Source organism: Serratia sp. TSA_105.2, assembly GCF_052692115.1.
On record NZ_JBQZFT010000021.1, the window covers coordinates 1 to 18,012 of the forward strand.

Annotated in this window: 15 protein-coding genes; 6 read left to right on the forward strand and 9 right to left on the reverse strand. The window is 62.6% G+C overall.

Annotation, left to right across the window (positions count from 1 at the left end):
• Positions 1–275 precede the first annotated feature (275 nt).
• On the reverse strand, positions 276–1,064 hold the full coding sequence (locus tag ACUTSC_RS24840) for an ATP-binding cassette domain-containing protein (protein ID WP_197768114.1): 789 nt from the start codon (positions 1,062–1,064) through the stop codon (positions 276–278).
• Positions 1,061–2,143 (reverse strand): FecCD family ABC transporter permease, encoded by a 1,083-nt coding sequence (locus ACUTSC_RS24845; protein ID WP_031300718.1) that lies wholly within the window; start codon positions 2,141–2,143, stop codon positions 1,061–1,063. The genes ACUTSC_RS24840 and ACUTSC_RS24845 overlap by 4 nt, the downstream gene beginning before the upstream one ends.
• 362 nt (positions 2,144–2,505) lie before the next feature.
• On the opposite strand from ACUTSC_RS24845, the gene ACUTSC_RS24850 reads away from it, so the two are divergent.
• Positions 2,506–3,606 carry a diguanylate cyclase domain-containing protein gene (locus ACUTSC_RS24850; RefSeq protein ID WP_197768115.1) on the forward strand — a complete coding sequence of 367 codons (1,101 nt, stop codon included), beginning with the start codon at positions 2,506–2,508 and terminating at the stop codon, positions 3,604–3,606.
• 45 nt (positions 3,607–3,651) lie between these two features.
• Here ACUTSC_RS24850 and ACUTSC_RS24855 read toward each other — a convergent pair whose 3' ends face one another.
• The 3 genes from ACUTSC_RS24855 to ACUTSC_RS24865 all read right to left on the reverse strand — a co-directional run bounded on the left by ACUTSC_RS24855 (position 3,652) and on the right by ACUTSC_RS24865 (position 6,519).
• Positions 3,652–5,130 (reverse strand): amino acid permease, encoded by a 1,479-nt coding sequence (locus ACUTSC_RS24855; RefSeq protein ID WP_063989303.1) that lies wholly within the window; start codon positions 5,128–5,130, stop codon positions 3,652–3,654.
• Between the two features lie 218 nt (positions 5,131–5,348).
• Positions 5,349–6,215: a DNA-binding transcriptional regulator YeiE gene (yieE, locus tag ACUTSC_RS24860; RefSeq protein ID WP_197768116.1), complete on the reverse strand. Its 867-nt coding sequence runs from the start codon at positions 6,213–6,215 to the stop codon at positions 5,349–5,351.
• Between the two features lie 106 nt (positions 6,216–6,321).
• Positions 6,322–6,519, reverse strand: a complete 198-nt coding sequence (locus tag ACUTSC_RS24865) for a hypothetical protein (protein WP_197768117.1) — start codon at positions 6,517–6,519, stop codon at positions 6,322–6,324.
• Between the two features lie 193 nt (positions 6,520–6,712).
• Here ACUTSC_RS24865 and ACUTSC_RS24870 point away from each other — a divergent pair, with 193 nt between their 5' ends.
• Complete coding sequence (locus ACUTSC_RS24870) at positions 6,713–7,786, forward strand: YeiH family putative sulfate export transporter (RefSeq protein ID WP_063989306.1); 1,074 nt, start codon at positions 6,713–6,715, stop codon at positions 7,784–7,786.
• Between the two features lie 90 nt (positions 7,787–7,876).
• On the forward strand, positions 7,877–8,716 hold the full coding sequence (nfo, locus tag ACUTSC_RS24875) for a deoxyribonuclease IV (RefSeq protein ID WP_016926988.1): 840 nt from the start codon (positions 7,877–7,879) through the stop codon (positions 8,714–8,716).
• A gap of 19 nt (positions 8,717–8,735) precedes the next feature.
• Here the strand turns inward: nfo and ACUTSC_RS24880 are convergent, their stop codons facing one another.
• The 4 genes from ACUTSC_RS24880 to fruB form a co-directional block, all read right to left on the reverse strand.
• Positions 8,736–9,329 carry a DJ-1/PfpI family protein gene (locus tag ACUTSC_RS24880; protein WP_197768118.1) on the reverse strand — a complete coding sequence of 198 codons (594 nt, stop codon included), beginning with the start codon at positions 9,327–9,329 and terminating at the stop codon, positions 8,736–8,738.
• A 161-nt stretch (positions 9,330–9,490) separates the two neighbouring features.
• Positions 9,491–11,176, reverse strand: coding sequence for a PTS fructose transporter subunit IIBC (gene fruA, locus ACUTSC_RS24885; RefSeq protein ID WP_197768119.1), 1,686 nt, complete (start codon positions 11,174–11,176; stop codon positions 9,491–9,493).
• 11 nt (positions 11,177–11,187) lie between these two features.
• On the reverse strand, positions 11,188–12,129 hold the full coding sequence (fruK, locus tag ACUTSC_RS24890; protein WP_015378523.1) for a 1-phosphofructokinase: 942 nt from the start codon (positions 12,127–12,129) through the stop codon (positions 11,188–11,190).
• Positions 12,126–13,259 carry a fused PTS fructose transporter subunit IIA/HPr protein gene (fruB, locus tag ACUTSC_RS24895; RefSeq protein WP_197768120.1) on the reverse strand — a complete coding sequence of 378 codons (1,134 nt, stop codon included), beginning with the start codon at positions 13,257–13,259 and terminating at the stop codon, positions 12,126–12,128. Before fruB ends, fruK begins: the two co-directional genes overlap by 4 nt.
• 247 nt (positions 13,260–13,506) lie before the next feature.
• On the opposite strand from fruB, the gene ACUTSC_RS24900 reads away from it, so the two are divergent.
• From ACUTSC_RS24900 to torA, 3 genes are all read left to right on the forward strand, one after another.
• The gene (locus tag ACUTSC_RS24900; protein WP_197768121.1) at positions 13,507–13,929 is read left to right on the forward strand and encodes an NUDIX domain-containing protein; all 423 of its coding nucleotides are present in this window, start codon (positions 13,507–13,509) and stop codon (positions 13,927–13,929) included.
• A gap of 233 nt (positions 13,930–14,162) precedes the next feature.
• Positions 14,163–15,323 (forward strand): NapC/NirT family cytochrome c, encoded by a 1,161-nt coding sequence (locus tag ACUTSC_RS24905; RefSeq protein WP_033648001.1) that lies wholly within the window; start codon positions 14,163–14,165, stop codon positions 15,321–15,323.
• 12 nt (positions 15,324–15,335) lie between these two features.
• Complete coding sequence (gene torA, locus ACUTSC_RS24910) at positions 15,336–17,810, forward strand: trimethylamine-N-oxide reductase TorA (protein ID WP_197768122.1); 2,475 nt, start codon at positions 15,336–15,338, stop codon at positions 17,808–17,810.
• The last annotated feature ends 202 nt before the right edge of the window (positions 17,811–18,012 follow it).

The window sequence follows — 18,012 nt, forward strand, 5'->3', positions numbered from 1 at the left end:
TTGAGGCGAGACTAACAGGGACGTTTGTCGCAGCCGACCCGCCCGACAATGCAGACGCGGCGAGGGTATCCGCACAGCGGACAGTCGGTGTTAAGCGAAGGCGCGGGTGGAGGGGCCGCGCCTTCGGCCCCTCCAATTGCCGTTCATTGTGGTAACAGAGAAATTCGGGGCATTTACGGCAATTCATCCTGCACGACACGTAAAGAGACTGGATAAAAAAATGCCACTCGGGCTTAAGTGAGCGGCATTATGTGAAAAAGAAACTTTTTCTTGGATTAAATCGTCGGCTGGTTCACCAGACCGTCTATCAGCACCTGCGGCGTGCCCTGCGAGCAGCGTTCGATACGCCCGCGCACGCCGTAGACCCGCGCCAAGCTCTGCGGCGTAATCACCTGTTCCGGCGCACCGTCGGCGATCAGATCGCCATCCTGCAGCATCAGCACGTGGTCGCCGTGGCGCAGCGCGATGTTGATGTCATGCACTACCACCACCGTCACGATATTGCGCTTGCGGGTTTCGCGGCGCACCAAATCCATCACGTGGAACTGATAGTTGAGATCGAGCGCGCTCAGCGGTTCATCCAGCAGCAGCAGCGAGGGCTGACGGATCAGCGACTGCGCCAATCCCACCAGCTGTTTCTGGCCGCCGGACAGCTGATCGAGATAGCTCAGCGCCAGGTGGGCGATGCCCAGTTGATCCAGCAGGGCCATCACCTCCGCTTCGCTGCCGGCGTTGCTGCGGCCGCCCGAGGCGCGCTGCGCCACGATGATCGACTCCAGCACGTGCAGATGCACCCCGGCGGGCAGCGACTGCGGCAGATACACCACTTTCTCCGCCCGACGGGCGAACGGCATCTGCATCAGATCGTCGTCGTCCAGCCACAGCTTGCCCTGCGCCGGGTTCAGCCCGGCCAGCGAGCGCAGCAGCGTCGATTTGCCGCTGCCGTTCGGCCCCAGCAGCACGGTGATTTGCCCGCGTGGCAGCATCGGCACCGAGAGATCGTCGATCACCTGGCGCTTCGGGTAGCCCGCCGAGAAGTGTTCTATTCGCAAGCCCTGACTCATACGTTCCCCCGGTGGCGCAGAATAATGCTCAGGAAGAACGGCACCCCGACCAGCGACGTGACGATGCCCACCGGAATGATCACCCCGGGCACCAGATTTTTCGACGCCACCGAGGCCATCGACAGCACCAGCGCGCCAATCAGCGCGCTGGCCGGCAGATAGAAACGGTGATCTTCGCCGAAGATCATGCGCGCGATGTGCGGCGCCACCAGGCCGATAAAACCGATCGGCCCGACAAAGGCCACCGCCAGCGCCGAGAGAATGCTGATGCGCAGCAGCGTGGTCAGCCGCAGACGGCGCACGTCGATGCCGAAGCTCACCGCCCGGTCTTCACCCAGACGCAGCGCGGTCAGTTTCCACGAGCTCATCATCGACAGCGGCAGCAGCACGGCGAACACCCCGAACAGAATGCCCAGCTTGTCCCACGAGGCGCGCGCCAGGCTGCCCATGGTCCAGAACACCAGCCCCTGCAGCGTGTCCTCGCTGGCGATGAACTGCATCATCGATACCAGCGCGTTGAAGGTAAACACCAGCGCGATGCCGAACAGCACCACGCCGGAGGTGGCGACCCGCGTCCAGCGCGTGATGCCGTCGAGCATCAGCGCGGCGAACAGCGCAAAGATAAAGGCGTTGGCGGAGATGAACCACTGATCGGGAATGCCCGGAATGCCGATGCCGAGCACGATCGCCAGCGCGGCGCCAAAGGCCGCGGCGGATGACACGCCGAGGGTGAAGGGGCTGGCCAGCGGGTTATTCAGGATGGTCTGCATTTCCGCCCCGGCCAAACCGAGCGCAAAACCCACCACCACCGCCATCAGCGCGTAAGGCAAGCGGATGTCCCAGACGATGACCCGCGTGCCGGCATCGGCCGCGGCGGGATCGAGCAGCGTTTGCCATAAGGACGACAGCGACAGCCCGGACGGCCCCATGGTGAAATCCAGCAGCAGCGAGCCCAGGATCGCCAGTGCCAACACGCCCATCATCAACAGGCGATGGCGAAGAATATGCTGATAACGTCCCATCACGCCGGCGTTGGGTTGCCCCTTGGCGTCGGTCATGGGATCGGTGGATACGCTCATTCGTTAAGATACCTGTTACAACCATCATGACAGCGGCGCGAAGGCGTCCGCCGTAAACCGGAAAGCGCGCGGCGACAGCCTGCGCGCAGCCGTCCACAATAAAGCAAACGATAATACTTATCAATCATATCAATAGGTGAAAACAGCGCCATCGAAATGTAACAATTTGTTTTTACAGGCCATTTTCAAAGCACCACGCTTACTCCCGCCAGCGGCCATAAGGTTCATTATTCTGAAAGTTATGCCTGATCCGACCAGACTCTGACAAATAACGACAAAACCACATAGAATCCAAACCACAGCACCGCGCGTGCAACAAACCTTCAGGCCGCCGCAAGAGCGGCCTTATTGACGAGGCTGTAATGAGAAGTCCATCTCCGGCGGTAACGCCCAAACGCCCGGCGCTGCTGAACTGGCTGTTGCACAGCCCGCTGCACGCCGACGACGAGCCGTTTCAACGCCAGCTGCGGCTCACGCTGACGCCCTCTCCTCTCACTCCCTGGCTGAATGCCGTGGGGCCGGCAGCGCTGTTGGTGGGGTACGCCTGGCTGAACCAGCGGCTGGTCGGTATCGTTCTGCTGCTGCTGTTGCTGCTGTTGACCGCCGGGCGCGCCGGGTTGGCGCAGCGGCAACAATACGCCTGGCCGAACGCCATGCTGGTGACGGTGTTGCTGTGGGCGCTGCTGGTTGGCGCCAGCGCCGCGCTGGCGATGCTGTCGGGCCGCTTCGTGCTGATCCTGTTCGCCGGTCTGACGATCACCGCCCTGGCCTGCTGGCTGATGCAGCGCCATGCCGCCGCCCCGCGCTTCGCGCTGCTTGAGGTGATCGCGCTGACGCTGCCCTACCTGCTGGCGGCGCCGCTGTCGCGCGTGCAAAACCTGTTTGTCCTGGCGGACCTCGCGCCGCTGTGGCTGGTGCTGGCCCATGGCATGATCGCGCGCTACCACCGTCAGCGGGTACAGCACGTCACGCTGGCCTGGGAGAAGCAGCAGGCGTCCCACCGCGATCGCCTGACCGGCTTCCTCAACCGCGCGGGCGGCGAGGTAGTGATGCGCAGCATCTGCCGCCCCGCAGCGGCACAGACGATCTCCCACCTGTTCATTCTTGAATTCGGCCCGCTGGCGGCGCTTTACCAAAGCCACGGCGTCCAGATCGGCGATGACGTGCTGCGCACCGTCGGCGAGCGCCTCAAGACGCTGCTCCGCCCCAGCGACTACGTCTGCCGCTACACCGGCGGCCTGTTTTTGATTCTGGTGCACGATCTGCCTTACGGCGCGGAAAGCGAGTTCCTGGCGCGCATCGTGCCGCCGCTGGAGGCGCCCTACGATTTTGGCGCGTTCGGCGAGGTGAGCATGCAGCTCAACGCTGGTATTTTGGCGCTGACGCAGGATTATGCGACGGTGGAAGATTTGATGAGTTCGGCGCAGCAGGCGCTGGCGGAAGCCAAAGGCGGAAAAAAGTAAAACCACACGCGGCGGGAGCCCCCGCCGCGTGTCATTCACCAAAGATTACTTCACGTCCATCTTCGGGAATTCCATTTCGCTGTACTTCACGACGCGGGTGCCGCGCGACAGCTTGTAACCGAACCAAATCAGCAGGAACAGCGGAATGCCGATGTAGGTCGCGGTCACGCCGTACCAGTCGATCTTGTCTTGCAGGAAGGCCTGGTAGTTCTGGCCCAGGGTAATGATCAGACACAGCACGAAGGCGAAGATCGGCCCCAGCGGGAAGAACCCGGAACGGTACGGCAAATCGTTCAGATCGCGGCCCTGCAGCATGTAACCGCGGCGGAAACGGTAGTGGCTGATGGCGATGCCCAACCAGGCGATGAAACCGGTCATGCCCGAGGTATTCAACAGCCACAGATAAACCGACTGGTTGCCGAACATTGACGTCAGGAAGCACAGGCCGGCCACCACGCAGGTCGCATACAGCGCGTTACGCGGCACACCGCCTTTCGACAGCTTGGCGAAAATGCGCGGCGCCTTGCCTTCCGAAGCCAGGGTGTACAACATGCGGGTCGATGCGTACATGCCCGAGTTACCGGCCGACAGCACCGCCGTCAGGATCACCGCGTTCATCACCGCCGCCGCCGACAGCAGGCCGGCATGCTGGAACACCAGGGTGAACGGGCTGACGCTGATGTCTTTCACGTCGTTGCGCAGCAGGCTCGGATCGGTGTACGGAATGATCAGGCTGATGATCAGAATGGCGAAGATATAGAACAGCAGGATACGCCAGAACACCTGGCGCACCGCGCGCGGGATGTTTTTACCCGGATTCTCCGATTCGCCGGCCGCGATGCCGATAAGCTCGGTGCCCTGGAACGAGAAGCCGACGATCATGGCCACGCCAATCATCGCCGAGAAGCCGCCGGCGAACGGCGCGTCTCCTACCGTCCAGTTCTGCCAGCCGGCGTGCTCGCCGCCCTTTAGAATGCCGACGATCATCAGCACGCCGACGGCGATGAAGATAATCACGGTGCTGACCTTGATCAACGCGAACCAGTATTCCGCCTCGCCGAACCCTTTCACCGAAATGTAGTTCAGCAGGAACATCAGGCCGAGGAACAGTGCGCTCCAGATCCAGCCGGGGGTGTCCGGGAACCAGTAGTTCATCACCAACTGCGAGGCCACCAGGTCAACGGCGATGGTCACCGCCCAGTTGTACCAGTAGTTCCAGCCCAGCGCGAAGCCGAAGCCTTCTTCCACGTATTTGGCGCCGTAAGTGGAGAATGAACCGGAGACCGGCATAAAAGCCGCCAGTTCGCCCAGGCTGGTCATCAGGAAGTACACCATCAAACCGATCAGCGCGTATGACAGCAGCGCCCCGCCGGGGCCTGCCTGAGAAACCGTGGCGCCCGAGGCGACGAACAGGCCGGTGCCGATGGAGCCGCCGATGGCGATCATGGTCAAATGCCGGGCTTTCAGCTCACGGCGCAATCCGGGTGCTTGCTGCCCCGATGTTTTTATATCCTGCTGAGCCATTCGAACCCTATCTGCTCTTTGAAAAAATGAGGGCGGATTGTAACAAATACCCGCCGGTGAACTAGCAACATTGCACTGATATAAGATAGCTTCATAATTCAGAGGCAATTATTAGCCGCGGCCCTTATGGCCTTACTTACTCTCATTAATGTGAGCGCGCGCAGGTTTTTATGCTTTTTCCGGCCTGCGCGGCAGCAGAGGACATGACGCGCTGTCGATTACAGCGCGCAATAGCTGAGAAAACGCTGCAACGCGTTGGAAATGTGCTTTTGCCGATGGCGGATCAGGTACAGGGTGCGCCGCAGCGGCGGCAGCGGCACCGGCAGTTCCACCAGCGCGCCGCTGGCCAACTGTTCCGCCACCACCCGCCGCGACAGGCAGCTGATGCCGATACCATGCCGCACCGCGTGCTTGATCGCCTCCGAGTTGCCGAGCTCCATCACCAGTTGGAAGTGCGGCAGGTGCGCCAACAGCAGATGATCCAGCACCTCGCGGGTGCCCGAACCGCGCTCACGCAGGATCCACGGCGCATTGGCCAGCGCCTCCAGCGTTGGCGGCTCGCGGGTCAGCGGGTTGTCCGGCGCCGCGAACACCACCAGCTCGTCCTCCAGCCACGGCTGCGTCACCAGCTCCGGCATATGGCAAGGCCCTTCGATCAGCCCCAGATCGACGCGAAAATCCGCCACCGCCACGATCACGTCCTGGCTGTTGCCGACGTTCAGCTCCAGCGGCGTGGCCGGAAAATCCCGACGGTAACGGGCGATCATCTCCGGCAGCATGTAGTTACCGATGGTGCTGCTGGCGGCGATGCGCAGCGCCCCGCCGTCATGACGAAACAGCTGCTCGATCTCCCCCGCCTGCTCCAGCAACGCCAGCGCCTTGGGATACAGCAACCGGCCGTGCTCGTTGATCACCAGCCGTTTGCCGACGCGATCGAACAGCTGCACACCCAGCTGCCCTTCCAGATCCGCCAGCGCCGCACTGACCGCCGACTGCGACAGCGCCAGCACCACCGAGGCCTGAGTGGTCGAACCGCTTTTCAGCACTTCGGTAAAGACTTCCAGTTGACGCAACGTGATATGCATAGCCGTCCCGGTAGTGAAAAAGGGTTCTGCCAGAGAACCGCAAAATGATGTCAACATGATGTGGGTAGCCCGGCGAGGCTACCCCATTTACGGCCAATTCGGCGCGTTACTTGCCCAAGGCGACCAGCTGCGCCGCCGCGGCCAGCACCGCCTCGCGCGGCGTGCCGGTTTCGTCCCGCTGTATTAATTGCAGCATCGCCACCAGGTGGTCGCGATCGACCGCCTTGTTTTCTTCAATCAAACGCCGCACCGCGCGCCCCACTTCCTGGTCTATCTGCTCTCTGCGTTGATCGTCGGTATCCATCGCCTGCTCCTGTTCAGTTGGAAAGTTGACGGCGGCTCGCCGCTCCTCCTCACCCTAGCCGCAATGCGGCTGTATGCCAATGCCTGACTCAATACCACTTATTCAGATAGGTTATAAATATATAATCAATTTCTCTTTTATTCAGCCCAAACGTACTCTTAGCAGCAAGAAACAGACTGAAGGACTGACTTTTATGGCGACTGATACCACTCACACTTATCCCGAGCGACGCTTTCCGCTGTTCGGCCTGCCGCGGCTGGTGCCGGGGCTGGCGCTGACCGGCGCGCTCACCGCGCTGGCCGTCTGGGCCGGCGATATTCCCTGGGTGGCGGAGCTGGGCCTGGGGGCGCTGACGCTGGCGATCCTGTTCGGCATTCTGGTGGGCAACACGCTGTATCCCCGCTGGCAAACCGTTTGTCACGGCGGCGTACAGCTGGCCAAACAACGCCTGCTGCGTCTGGGCATTATCCTTTACGGCTTCCGCCTGACCTTTCAGCAGATCGCCGACGTGGGCGCCAGCGGCATCATTATCGATGCGCTGACCCTGACCACCACCTTCCTGCTGGCCTGTTGGCTCGGCAAGAAGGTATTCGGCATCGACAGCCAGACCGCGATGCTGATCGGCGCCGGCAGCAGCATTTGCGGCGCGGCGGCGGTGATGGCCACCGAGCCGGTGCTGAAGGCCGACTCCAGCAAAGTGGCGGTGGCGGTCTCGACTGTGGTGGTGTTCGGTACCCTGGCAATCTTCGCCTACCCGTGGCTGTACCAGTTGAATGAACACTTCCAATGGCTGCCGTTCAGCCAGGAAACTTTCGGCATCTACGCCGGCTCCACCATCCACGAAGTGGCTCAGGTGGTCGCCGCCGGGCATGCCATCGGGCCGGACGCCGAAAATGCGGCGGTGATCGCCAAGATGATCCGCGTGATGATGCTGGCGCCGTTCCTGCTGCTGCTGTCGGGCTACATCAGCCGCGGCAGCGCAGGCAAGGCGGAAAAATCCGCGATTACCATTCCGTGGTTTGCCGTGCTGTTTATCGCCGTCGCCGGGCTGAACTCCTTCAACCTGCTGCCGGCCACGCTGGTGCGCCACCTGATCACCGCCGACACCTGGATGCTGGCGATGGCGATGGCGGCGTTGGGGTTGACCACCCACATCAGCGCCGTGCGCCAGGCCGGGGTGAAACCGATTCTGTTGGCCACGCTGCTGTTCGTCTGGCTGCTGGTCGGCGGCGGCGCGATCAACCAGCTGGTGCAACACTGGCTCTAATCATTCCCTTCTGCGGCCCGCTTCGGCGGGCCGCATTTATTCCGCCCGCCATCAATGCCATAATGTCACCGATAACACAGGAGAATGAAGATGAAGTTTGTCGGTGCACATGTCAGCGCGTCAGGCGGCGTGGATCAGGCGGTGATCCGCGCGCACGAATTGGAGGCGACCGCGTTCGCCCTGTTCACCAAAAATCAGCGTCAATGGAAGGCCGCGCCGCTGGCCGCCGACGTGATCGATAAGTTCAAGAGCGCGTGCGCCCAGTACGGCTTCGGGCCGGGGCAGATCCTGCCGCACGACAGCTACCTGATCAACCTGGGCCACCCGGTGGCCGAGGCGTTGGAAAAATCGCGCGAGGCGTTTATCGACGAACTGCAGCGCTGCGAACAGCTGGGGCTGACGCTGCTGAACTTCCACCCCGGCAGCCACCTGCTGCAAATCGATGAAGACAAGTGCCTGGCGCGCATCGCCGAATCGATCAACATCGCGCTGGATAAAACCGCCGGCGTGACGGCGGTGATCGAAAACACCGCCGGCCAGGGCAGCAACCTGGGCTTCAAATTCGAGCACCTGGCGGCGATCATCGACGGCGTGGAAGACAAGAGCCGCGTCGGAGTTTGCATCGACACCTGCCACGCCTTCGCCGCCGGCTACGATCTGCGTACCGAAGAAGAGTGCGAGCGCACTTTTAAGCAGCTTGGCGACATCGTCGGTTTCAACTACCTGCGCGGCATGCACCTGAACGATGCCAAGAGCGAGTTCAACAGCCGCGTCGACCGCCACCACAGCCTGGGGGAAGGCAACATCGGCAAAACGGTGTTCAGCTACATCATGCGCGATCCGCGTTTCGACAATATCCCGCTGATTCTGGAAACGGTAAATCCGGATATCTGGGCGGAAGAGATTGCCTGGCTGAAGGCGCAGCAGTAACCCTTCCCTGGCCGCTCGCCTAAGCGCGAGCGGTTTCTCCCACCGCGTGCTCCGCCGCCAGCATGGCGCTGTACTGGCGCAGCGTTTCTTCATCCAAACCCGCAGCCCTGAACACACCGGCGGTAAAACTGACCGGCGCCGATCCCGGTGCCGTAATGACACGGTCATCCACGACGGCGGCGGCGCTCGCAACGAAATGGCGCTGGCCGGTGTAGCCCTCAACATGGCGCGTCAAGAACTCGGCAGCGTTGGCTGTATGCGCCCTGCCGTTCAACAGGCCGGCCCGTGCCAACGCCAACGTTCCCCCGCAAATGCCCGCCAGGGTTGCGCCGCGTTGAAACTGCTCGTTGAGCAACGCGCTGATGTCCGGCGCCCGTTCGGTTTCCCACAGGGTGCCGCCGACCACCACCAGCACCTCGGGGCGCCAATCCGCCAATTCGGCCACGCTTTTTTCAACCTCTACCGTCAGCCCGCCCTGTGAACGAAGCTTTCCGGCCTGCGGCGCAAAAAACGCCACATCCAGTCCATAGAACGGGCCGCCAACGCCGGCAATCAGCGCGTATTCCCAATCGGCGAAACCGGATGTCAGTACGATCGCCACTTTTTTAGCCACGGATGAATCTCCTTGAGTCATTGCTTGCTCGCAGGAACAAAGTCGCGTCATCAGCTTAGAAAGCGCTGTGATTTTTGGCCAGGGGTAAATCGTGCTGACTGACTAAGGCACAAACAAAAACGCGCAGCTCGGGGCTGCGCGTTTTGCGGTATCGACGAGGCTTACGCCGCGGGGGTAACCGGCACTTCAGCACGTTTCAGCAGGGCATAAGCCACACCCGCCAACAGCGTACCGGCGGCGATCGCCACCAGGTACAGCAACACCGGCGAAATCGCGCCCGGGATCAGCAGCACGAACAGCCCGCCGTGCGGCGCCATCAGCTTGGCGCCGAAGGCCATCGACAGCGCGCCGGTCAGCGCCCCGCCGGCAATGCAGCACGGCAACACGCGCATCGGGTCGCGGGCGGCGAACGGAATCGCCCCTTCGGTGATGAAGCACAGCCCCAGCACCAGCGCTGCCTTGCCGCCTTCCTGTTCGGATTTCGGGAACTTGCGGCGCGCCAGCAGCGTCGCCAGCCCCATCGCCAACGGAGGCACCATGCCCGCCGCCATGATCGCCGCCATCGGCGCATACACCGAGGAACTGAGCAGCGCGACGCCGAAGGCGTAGGCCGCTTTGTTCACCGGGCCGCCCATGTCGGTACACATCATGCCGCCGAGGATTGCCCCCAGCAGTACGGCGTTGGCGGTGCCCAGCGATTGCAGCCAATGAGTCAGGCCTTCCATGATTTTCGCTACCGGCGTGCCGACCACGTAAATCATGATGAGGCCGGTGATCAGGCTGGCCACCAGCGGAATGATCAAGATTGGCTTCAGCGCTTCCATACTCTGCGGCAGGCGCAGCTTGCTGCTGATCGCCTTGGCGACGTAACCCGCCAGGAAACCGGCGATGATGCCGCCGAGGAACCCGGCGCCGGTGCTGACCGCCAGCATGCCGCCGATCAGGCCCGGCGTCAGGCCCGGACGATCCGCGATGGAGAAGGCGATGAAACCGGCCAATACCGGCACCATCAGCGCAAAGGCGGAGCCGCCGCCGATCTGCATCAGCGCCGCCGCCAACGTGCCTTTGACTTCAAACGCCTTGATGCCGAACACGAACGACAGCGCGATGCACAGGCCGCCGGCCACCACCATCGGCAGCATGTAGGACACGCCGGTCAGCAGGTGGCGATATGGGCCGGTGCCCTCTTTCTTTTTCGCCGCCGGCGCTGCGCCGCCGCTTTGCTGCGGCTGGAACACCTCCGCTTCGGCCAGCGCCTTGTCCAGTTCCTGGGCGGTTTTCTTCAGCGCCAGGCCGGTGGAAGTGCGGTACATCGGCTTACCGGCAAACTTGTCCAGATCCACTTCGATATCCGCCGCGACGATCACCAGATCCGCCGCCGCCACCTCTTCCGGGGTGATGGCATTGCCGGCGCCCACGGAACCGCGCGTTTCCACCTTCACCCACCAGCCGCGTTTCTTCGCTTCACTTTCAATGGCTTCGGCCGCCATAAAGGTATGCGCCACGCCGGTTGGGCAAGCGGTGATCGCCACAATGCGTTTTTGCCCATCGGCTTTCACCGGCGCCGCCGCCTGCGGTGCCTGATAGGTTTCAGCTTCGGCCTTGGCGCGCGCCAGAAAAGCGTCCGGTTCCCGCACCGCCTGTTCTACGTCGCCCACATATACCAATTTGCCGTTCAGCCCGGTGTCAGCAGGGGCAGACTGCCCCGCCACCGCCACCAGTTCGGCGTCCTGCAGCGACTCGACCAGCGTCAGGCCGGTTTTGGCCGCGGCGGCCTCCAGCATGCGTTTCGCCAGGTGGCCACGGGCCTGCCCCAGCGAACTGTCTACCATCAGCAGCGTTTTCATTCTGCCTCCTGCTATTGATTGAAAGGTTTCAGATCGACGCGCGCCATCATCGCGGCCAACTGGGGACGATCGGTCACGCCGACGTTGCTCTGGCTGACCGCCAGCGCCGCTACCGCCGTGGCCAGACGCAGGGTGTGTTCACTGGATTCGCGCATCAGCAGGCCGTAAATCAGGCCGCCGACCATCGAATCGCCGGCGCCCACGGTGCTGACCACCTCACAGGACGGCGGTTTGGCGATCCAGGCGCCCGAGGCGTTAACCCACAGCGCACCTTCCGCGCCGAGGGAGATCACCACGTGGGCGATGCCCTGCTCGCGCAGCGCATGCGCGGCCTCGACCACATCCGCCAGCGTCGGCAGCGGGCGGCCGGCCCAGATTTCCAGCTCGCGACGGTTCGGCTTCACCAGCCACGGCGAGGCCTTCAGCCCGGCGACCAGCGCTTCGCGGCTGCTGTCGAAAATGATGCACGGGCACTTGGCGCGCAGCTGGGTCATCCAGTCGGTAAAGGCATCGGGATCGACGCCGGCCGGCAGGCTACCGCTCACCGCCACCATGTCGAACTGGCCCAGCCAACTCAGCGAATCGCTGACGAAGCGATCCCAGTCCTGCGGCGTCACTTCGAAGCCGGAGAAATTGAAGTCGGTGACTTCGCCGTCTTTTTCCGTCAGCTTGACGTTGATGCGGGTGCGGCCCGGCACCACCTGGAAGCGGTTGGCGATCCCGAGATCGCTGAACAGCAGCTGGAAACCGTCCTGATTGTCTTTGCCCAGGAAACCGCCGACGGTGACGTCGATGCCTAAATCCTTCAACACCTTGGCGACGTTGATGCCCTTACCGGCGGCGTGCAGGCCGGCGGTTTTTACCCGGTTGACTTCCCCGCGCTCGATCTGCGGGCAGAAGCCCACCAGATCGTACGCCGGGTTCAGGGTGATCGTTGCTACTCTTCTGCTCATGCTGCGCCCTCGCCCAATCCTTCATTAATTGCTTCACCGATCGCCTTCAGCGCGGCTTCAGCATCTTCTCCATTGGCGGTAAAGCGCAGGTGATGCCCTTTCTTCACGCCCAGCGCCACCACCTTCATCAGGCTGCGCCCATTGGCCGGCTTGCCGCTGCCGTCCAGGTTGGTGACGGTGATGTCACTGTTGAAACTTTTGATCACGTTGACCAGCGCCGTGCCCGGCCGTGCGTGCAGGCCGTGCTCGTTGCGGATCACAAACTCGGCGCTCAGCACGCTGCTTTCCTCGGCCACTTCGCTGGTCAGCAGTGCCAGCACCCCGGCGGCATCCGCCTTCAGCAGGCGTTCAGCTTTGTTGGCCAGCAGCAGATCGCTGAGGTAGTTGAGCACCGCCAGCGGCTGCGCGTCGGCGACCGATACCGTCAGCAGCAGCGCCACCGGCTCGCCGTCCTCCACGAAAGCCTGCGCCGGGCGGCTGACGGTGGCCGCGCTGGCCAGGTTGCCTTCGACGCTGTCGCTCAGCCAGATGCCCTGCCCCAGGTTCAGAGGCTTGCGAGTGATGGCATCGCTGACGAACTGCGCGTTGACTGCGCCAACCTTTTGCAGCCGGCCGGCGTTCAGCGCCTGCAGCGTCATCAGGCTGTCGGCCGCGACGTCGAGCGCAATCAGCGAAACGTCGAACTGGAATTCGGCGCTCTGCTGTTCGCCCATCAGCAGGCTGCGCAGCTCTTCCGCGGAGGTGGTTTTCGCCAGCCGTTCCGCCACGCCGTCATCGCTCAGCACGTGAGTGAGCTGGCGCAGCAGCGCCAAATGCTCGTCGGAGCGGGCGGCGATGCCGATCGCCACATAGGCGGTCTGGCCTTCGCCCCAGGCGATGCCCTGCGGGAACTGGAACACCTGCACGCCGGTTTTCAGCACCAGATCGCGGGTATCGGTGGTGCCGTGCGGAATGGCGATGCCGTTGCCCAGGTAGGTGGACGTCTGCAGTTCGCGCTGCAGCATGCCGTCCACGTAACCGGCGCTGACGCAGCCGGCTCCGGTCAGGGCGGCGGCCACCTGGCGGATGGCCTCTTGCTTACCGTCGGCAGCGGCGCCCAGATGAATGTCTTGCGGTGACAACTGGAACATGATTCTCCTCTCCTGCTGAATTGAATCGTTTCAGCTTTATTGAGAAAAAGGAGCGTGACCCGTTCGCCACAAGCGGCCGGATAACGCTGAAACGTTTCAAGGAGTGTGTAAGCAGTGCAAGGTGAAAGCAAGCTTTCTCCCTTTCGCCATTGCAGATTTTTGAGCTTACGCACACTTTCGCCGGCGCATTGGTCAGCGCCGAGGCAAAATGACATACTGTGCTGAAATTTTGCTGACGGAGAAAAGCATGAACGTAGTGACGGGCGTCGGGGTGATCATCGTCAACCCGCAGGGCGAGATTTTGTTGGGCAAACGCTGCGGCCCGCACGCGCCCTTTTGGTCGATCCCCGGCGGGCATCTGGAGGCCGGTGAAACCTTCGAGCAGTGCGCCCAGCGCGAAATCGCCGAAGAGACCGGGTTGCTCATCGCTCCGCCGCGCTTCGTGGGCGTCAGCAACAATCTGCAAACCTGGCGCGCCGAAGGCAAACACACGGTGTCTGTCTGCCTGCAGGTGGATCATCCCGGCGGCGACGCCGAGCTGAAAGAACCTGAAAAGTGCGCCGAATGGCGCTGGTGCACGCCAGACGCCCTGCCGGAACCGCATTTCGAAGCCAGCCGCACCGCCATCCGCCTGTGGCTGAGCGGCCAGGCCTATTTGCCCACGGCCTGACCCATCGCGAGCGCGTGTTGCGCTCGCTTCCCCTGCCGTACCGCCCCATCGCTATATAAATTAGAATATAACGCTATTTTTTACGATATATGCCCTTTTTTTGACTACGGATAACCCTATGGGGTTAACCCTCTTCTATTATTACCCCTGCAATCGACGTGGCATTCTGACCTCCGGTCGGCGGCCTTTTGGCAAGATTTTATTTTAAATTCATAATTATAAGCGGGTTTACCATGAGCAAAAAACTGACTGGCTTTGAAAAAAAGCGCCGGTGGGGATGGCTATGGCTTTTGCTGCTGGGGATTATCCTCGGCGCGGCGCTGTTGGCCGGGACCGCCACCGTATTCCATAAAACCAGCGATACCGCCTTCTGCGTTTCCTGCCACACCATGCAACAGCCGCTGGCCGAATATCAGGGCAGCGTCCACTTCCAGAACACCAAGGGCATCCGCGCCGAGTGCGCCGACTGCCACGTGCCGCACCAGCCGATCGATTACCTGTGGACCAAAATCCGCGCGGTAAAAGACATTTACGGCGAGATGGTCGGCACCATCGATACGCCGGAAAAATACGAAGCGCACAAGCTGGCGATGGCACAGTCGGTCTGGAAAACGCTGAAAGAGAACGACTCGGCCACCTGCCGCTCCTGCCACAGCTACGACGCCATGGACATCACCGCCCAGCGCCCTGAGGCGCGCCTGCAGCACCCGGTGGCGATCAAACAGGGCGAGACCTGCATCGATTGCCATAAGGGCGTGGCCCACATCCTGCCGGATATGAGCGGCGAAACCCAGGCCGGCGCCGCCGAGCTGGCGAAGGCCGCGGCGCTGACCGCACCGGACGCCACCACCCTCTACACCATCGCCACCGAACCGTTCTTCCTCAGCGCGGATGACAGCCATAACGCCGGCAACCTGATGCCGTCCACCGAAGTGCAGGTGGTGAAACAGGATGGCGACAAGGTGCTGGCCACCGTGAGCGGCTGGCAGCAGGACGGCGTCAGCGAAGTGTTCTACGCTGCGCAGGGCAAACGCATCCTCAGCGTGCTGCTGGGTGAAGACGCGCGCCAACAGCTGAAGACCGCCTCCACCCAGACCGATGCGGAAACCGGCCTGGTCTGGCATCAGGTTTCTCTGCAGGTGTGGCTGCCGCGTAAACAGTTGATCGACGATCAGCAAAAAATCTGGCGCTACGCCGCGGACATGATGTCGGCCAACTGCACCGGTTGCCACGGGCTGACCGCGCTCGATCGCTTCAATGCCAACCAATGGATCGGCGTCATCAAAGGCATGGCGCCGCGTACCTCACTGACGCAGGAACAGCTGCGCGTGCTGACGCAATACGTACAAAAACACGCCAGCGACATGCCACCTGCCGCACCGGCCAAGCTTTAAGGGAGAAGCGCAATGAGCAACCAACAACCGTTAACAATGAGCCGCCGCCGCTTCCTGACCGGCGCCGCCGCGCTGGCCGCCGCCCCGCTGCTGGCGGGCTTATGGCCCAAAGCGGCGCTGGCGCAGGCCATCAGCGAAGCGCTGCCGCAGTTCATCGTCTTGCGTCAGGCGCAAAAAGGCATTCTGACCGGCGCCCACTGGGGCGCGTTCGAGGCCATCGTGCAAGACGGCAAGATGGTCGGCGTGCAGCCGGTGCAGGACGATCCGTACCCCAATGAGCTGATCACCATGGCGCCTTATCAGGTGCACGCCGAGAACCGCATCAAATACCCGATGGTGCGTAAAAGCTGGCTGGAGGGCGGCCCCGGCAGCCGCACCGAACTGCGCGGCCGCGACGAGTGGGTGCGCGTCAGCTGGGACAAAGCAACCGAGCTGGTGTGCAATGAGATCGTTCGCCTGCAAAAAGATCACGGGCCGCAATCGATCTACGCCGGTTCCTACGGCTGGAAAAGCGTCGGCATGCTGCACAACAGCCGCACGCTGCTGCAGCGCCTGATGAACCTGACCGGCGGTTTCCTCGGCTACGCCGGCGACTACTCCACCGGCGCGGCGCAGGTGATCATGTCGCACGTGGTCGGTTCGATGGAAGTCTACGAACAGCAGACCGCCTGGCCGAACGTGATCGAGAACAGCGAGCTGGTGATCCTGTGGGGCTGCAACCCGATGGTCACGCTGAAAAACAGCTGGAACGTGCCGGATCACGTCGGCCAGACCGGCTTCGAGGCGCTGAAGAAGAAAGGCACCCGGGTGATCAGCATCGATCCGGTACACAGCGACAGCGCCAAGTTCGTCAATGCGCAGTGGATCGCCCCGCGTCCTTATACCGACGGCGCCATGCTGATCGGCATCGCCCACACGCTGCTGACCGAGAAGCTGCATAACCCGGACTTCCTGAAAACCTACACCGTCGGCTTCGACAAGTTCCAGGCCTACCTGCTGGGCGAGAGCGACGGCGTGGCGAAAACCGCCGAATGGGCGGCCGACATCAGCGGCGTCGATGCCGACACGCTGCGCGCACTGGCGCGCGAGATGGCGAAGCATCGCACCATGATCATGGGCGGCTGGGGCATTCAGCGCCAGCACCACGGCGAACAGCAGCACTGGCTGCTGGTGACGGTGGCGGCGATGCTCGGCCAGATCGGCCTGCCGGGCGGCGGCTTCGGCTTCAGCTACCACTATTCCTCCGGCGGCAGCCCGACCGCCAAGGGCGGCATCATCGCCGGCATCTCCGCCGGCAACGCGCCGAAGAACTCCCCGGCGCCGATCCCGGTGGCGCGCATCGCCGAATGCCTGAGCAACCCGGGCAAAACCATCGACTTCAACGGCGCCAAGGTCACCTACCCTGAGGTGAAAATGGTGTATGTGGCGGGCGGCAACACCTTCCACCAGCATCAGGACACCAATAACCTGGTCAAAGCCTGGCAGCGGCCGGACACCATCGTGGTCAACGAGCCTTACTGGACCGCCACCGCCAAGCATGCCGACATCGTGCTGCCGGCCACCACCAGCTACGAGCGCAACGATCTGGAAATGGGCGGCGACTATTCGCAGCTCTACGTGTTCCCGATGCATCAATGCGTGCCGCCGCAGCACGAGTCACGCAGCGACTTCGACATCTTCTCGGCGATGGCGGCCAGGCTGGGCGTGCAGGAAGCCTTTACCGAGGGCAAGGACGAAACCCAGTGGCTGAAAGGCATGTACGACGACATGAAGAACCAGGCGCGCGCGGCCCGGGTGGCGCTGCCGCCGTTCGACATGTTCTGGCAATCCAACAACTACGTGCGCTTCCCGGTGCCGGAGGCCAACAAGCAGTGGGTGCGCTTCGCCGACTATCGCGACAACCCGCTGTTGAACCCGCTGGGCACGCCGTCGGGCAAGATCGAGATCTACTCCGACGCCATCGCCAAAATGCATTATGAGGATTGCCCCGGCATCCCGACCTGGATGCCGCCGCACGAATGGTATCGCGGGCCGGAAGCGGCCAAATACCCGCTGTCGCTCAATACCGCGCACCCGACCAACCGGCTGCACTCCCAGCTCGACAACACGCCGCTGCGCGAGAAATACGCGGTGGCGGATCGTGAAGCGATCCTGATCCACCCGCAGGACGCGCAGCCGCGCGGCATCAGCGGCGGCGATCTGGTGCGGGCGTTTAACGATCGCGGCCAGATCCTGGTGGGCGCGGTGGTCAGCGAAGACGTGCGGCCCGGCGTGGTGCGCATCAGCGAAGGTGCCTGGTTCGATCCGGCCGATCCGGCGCAGCCCGGCTCGCTGTGCAAGAACGGCAACGTCAACTGCCTGACCTTCGACATCGGCTCTTCCAGCCTGGCGCAGGGCAACTGCGGGCAGATGGCGCAGCTGCAGATCGAGAAGTATCGGGGGCCGGTATTGAAAAATACCGCGCACGCGGTGCCACAAGGCGCCTGATTTACCGGCAAGCAAGGGGCGTAACGCGTAATGCTGGTCAGTTAGCGTTTTTCTGAACGTATTTGTGCAGTTTTCGGTCGATAAAGGTGAGATGCGCCATGAGGCTCATACGCCTCGACCGAGCCAGGGGCCGAAGGCGCGGCCCCTGGCAACCCGCGCCTTTGCCCTATCAGACGGTTGGCTTTGCCAACGTTACTCAGCC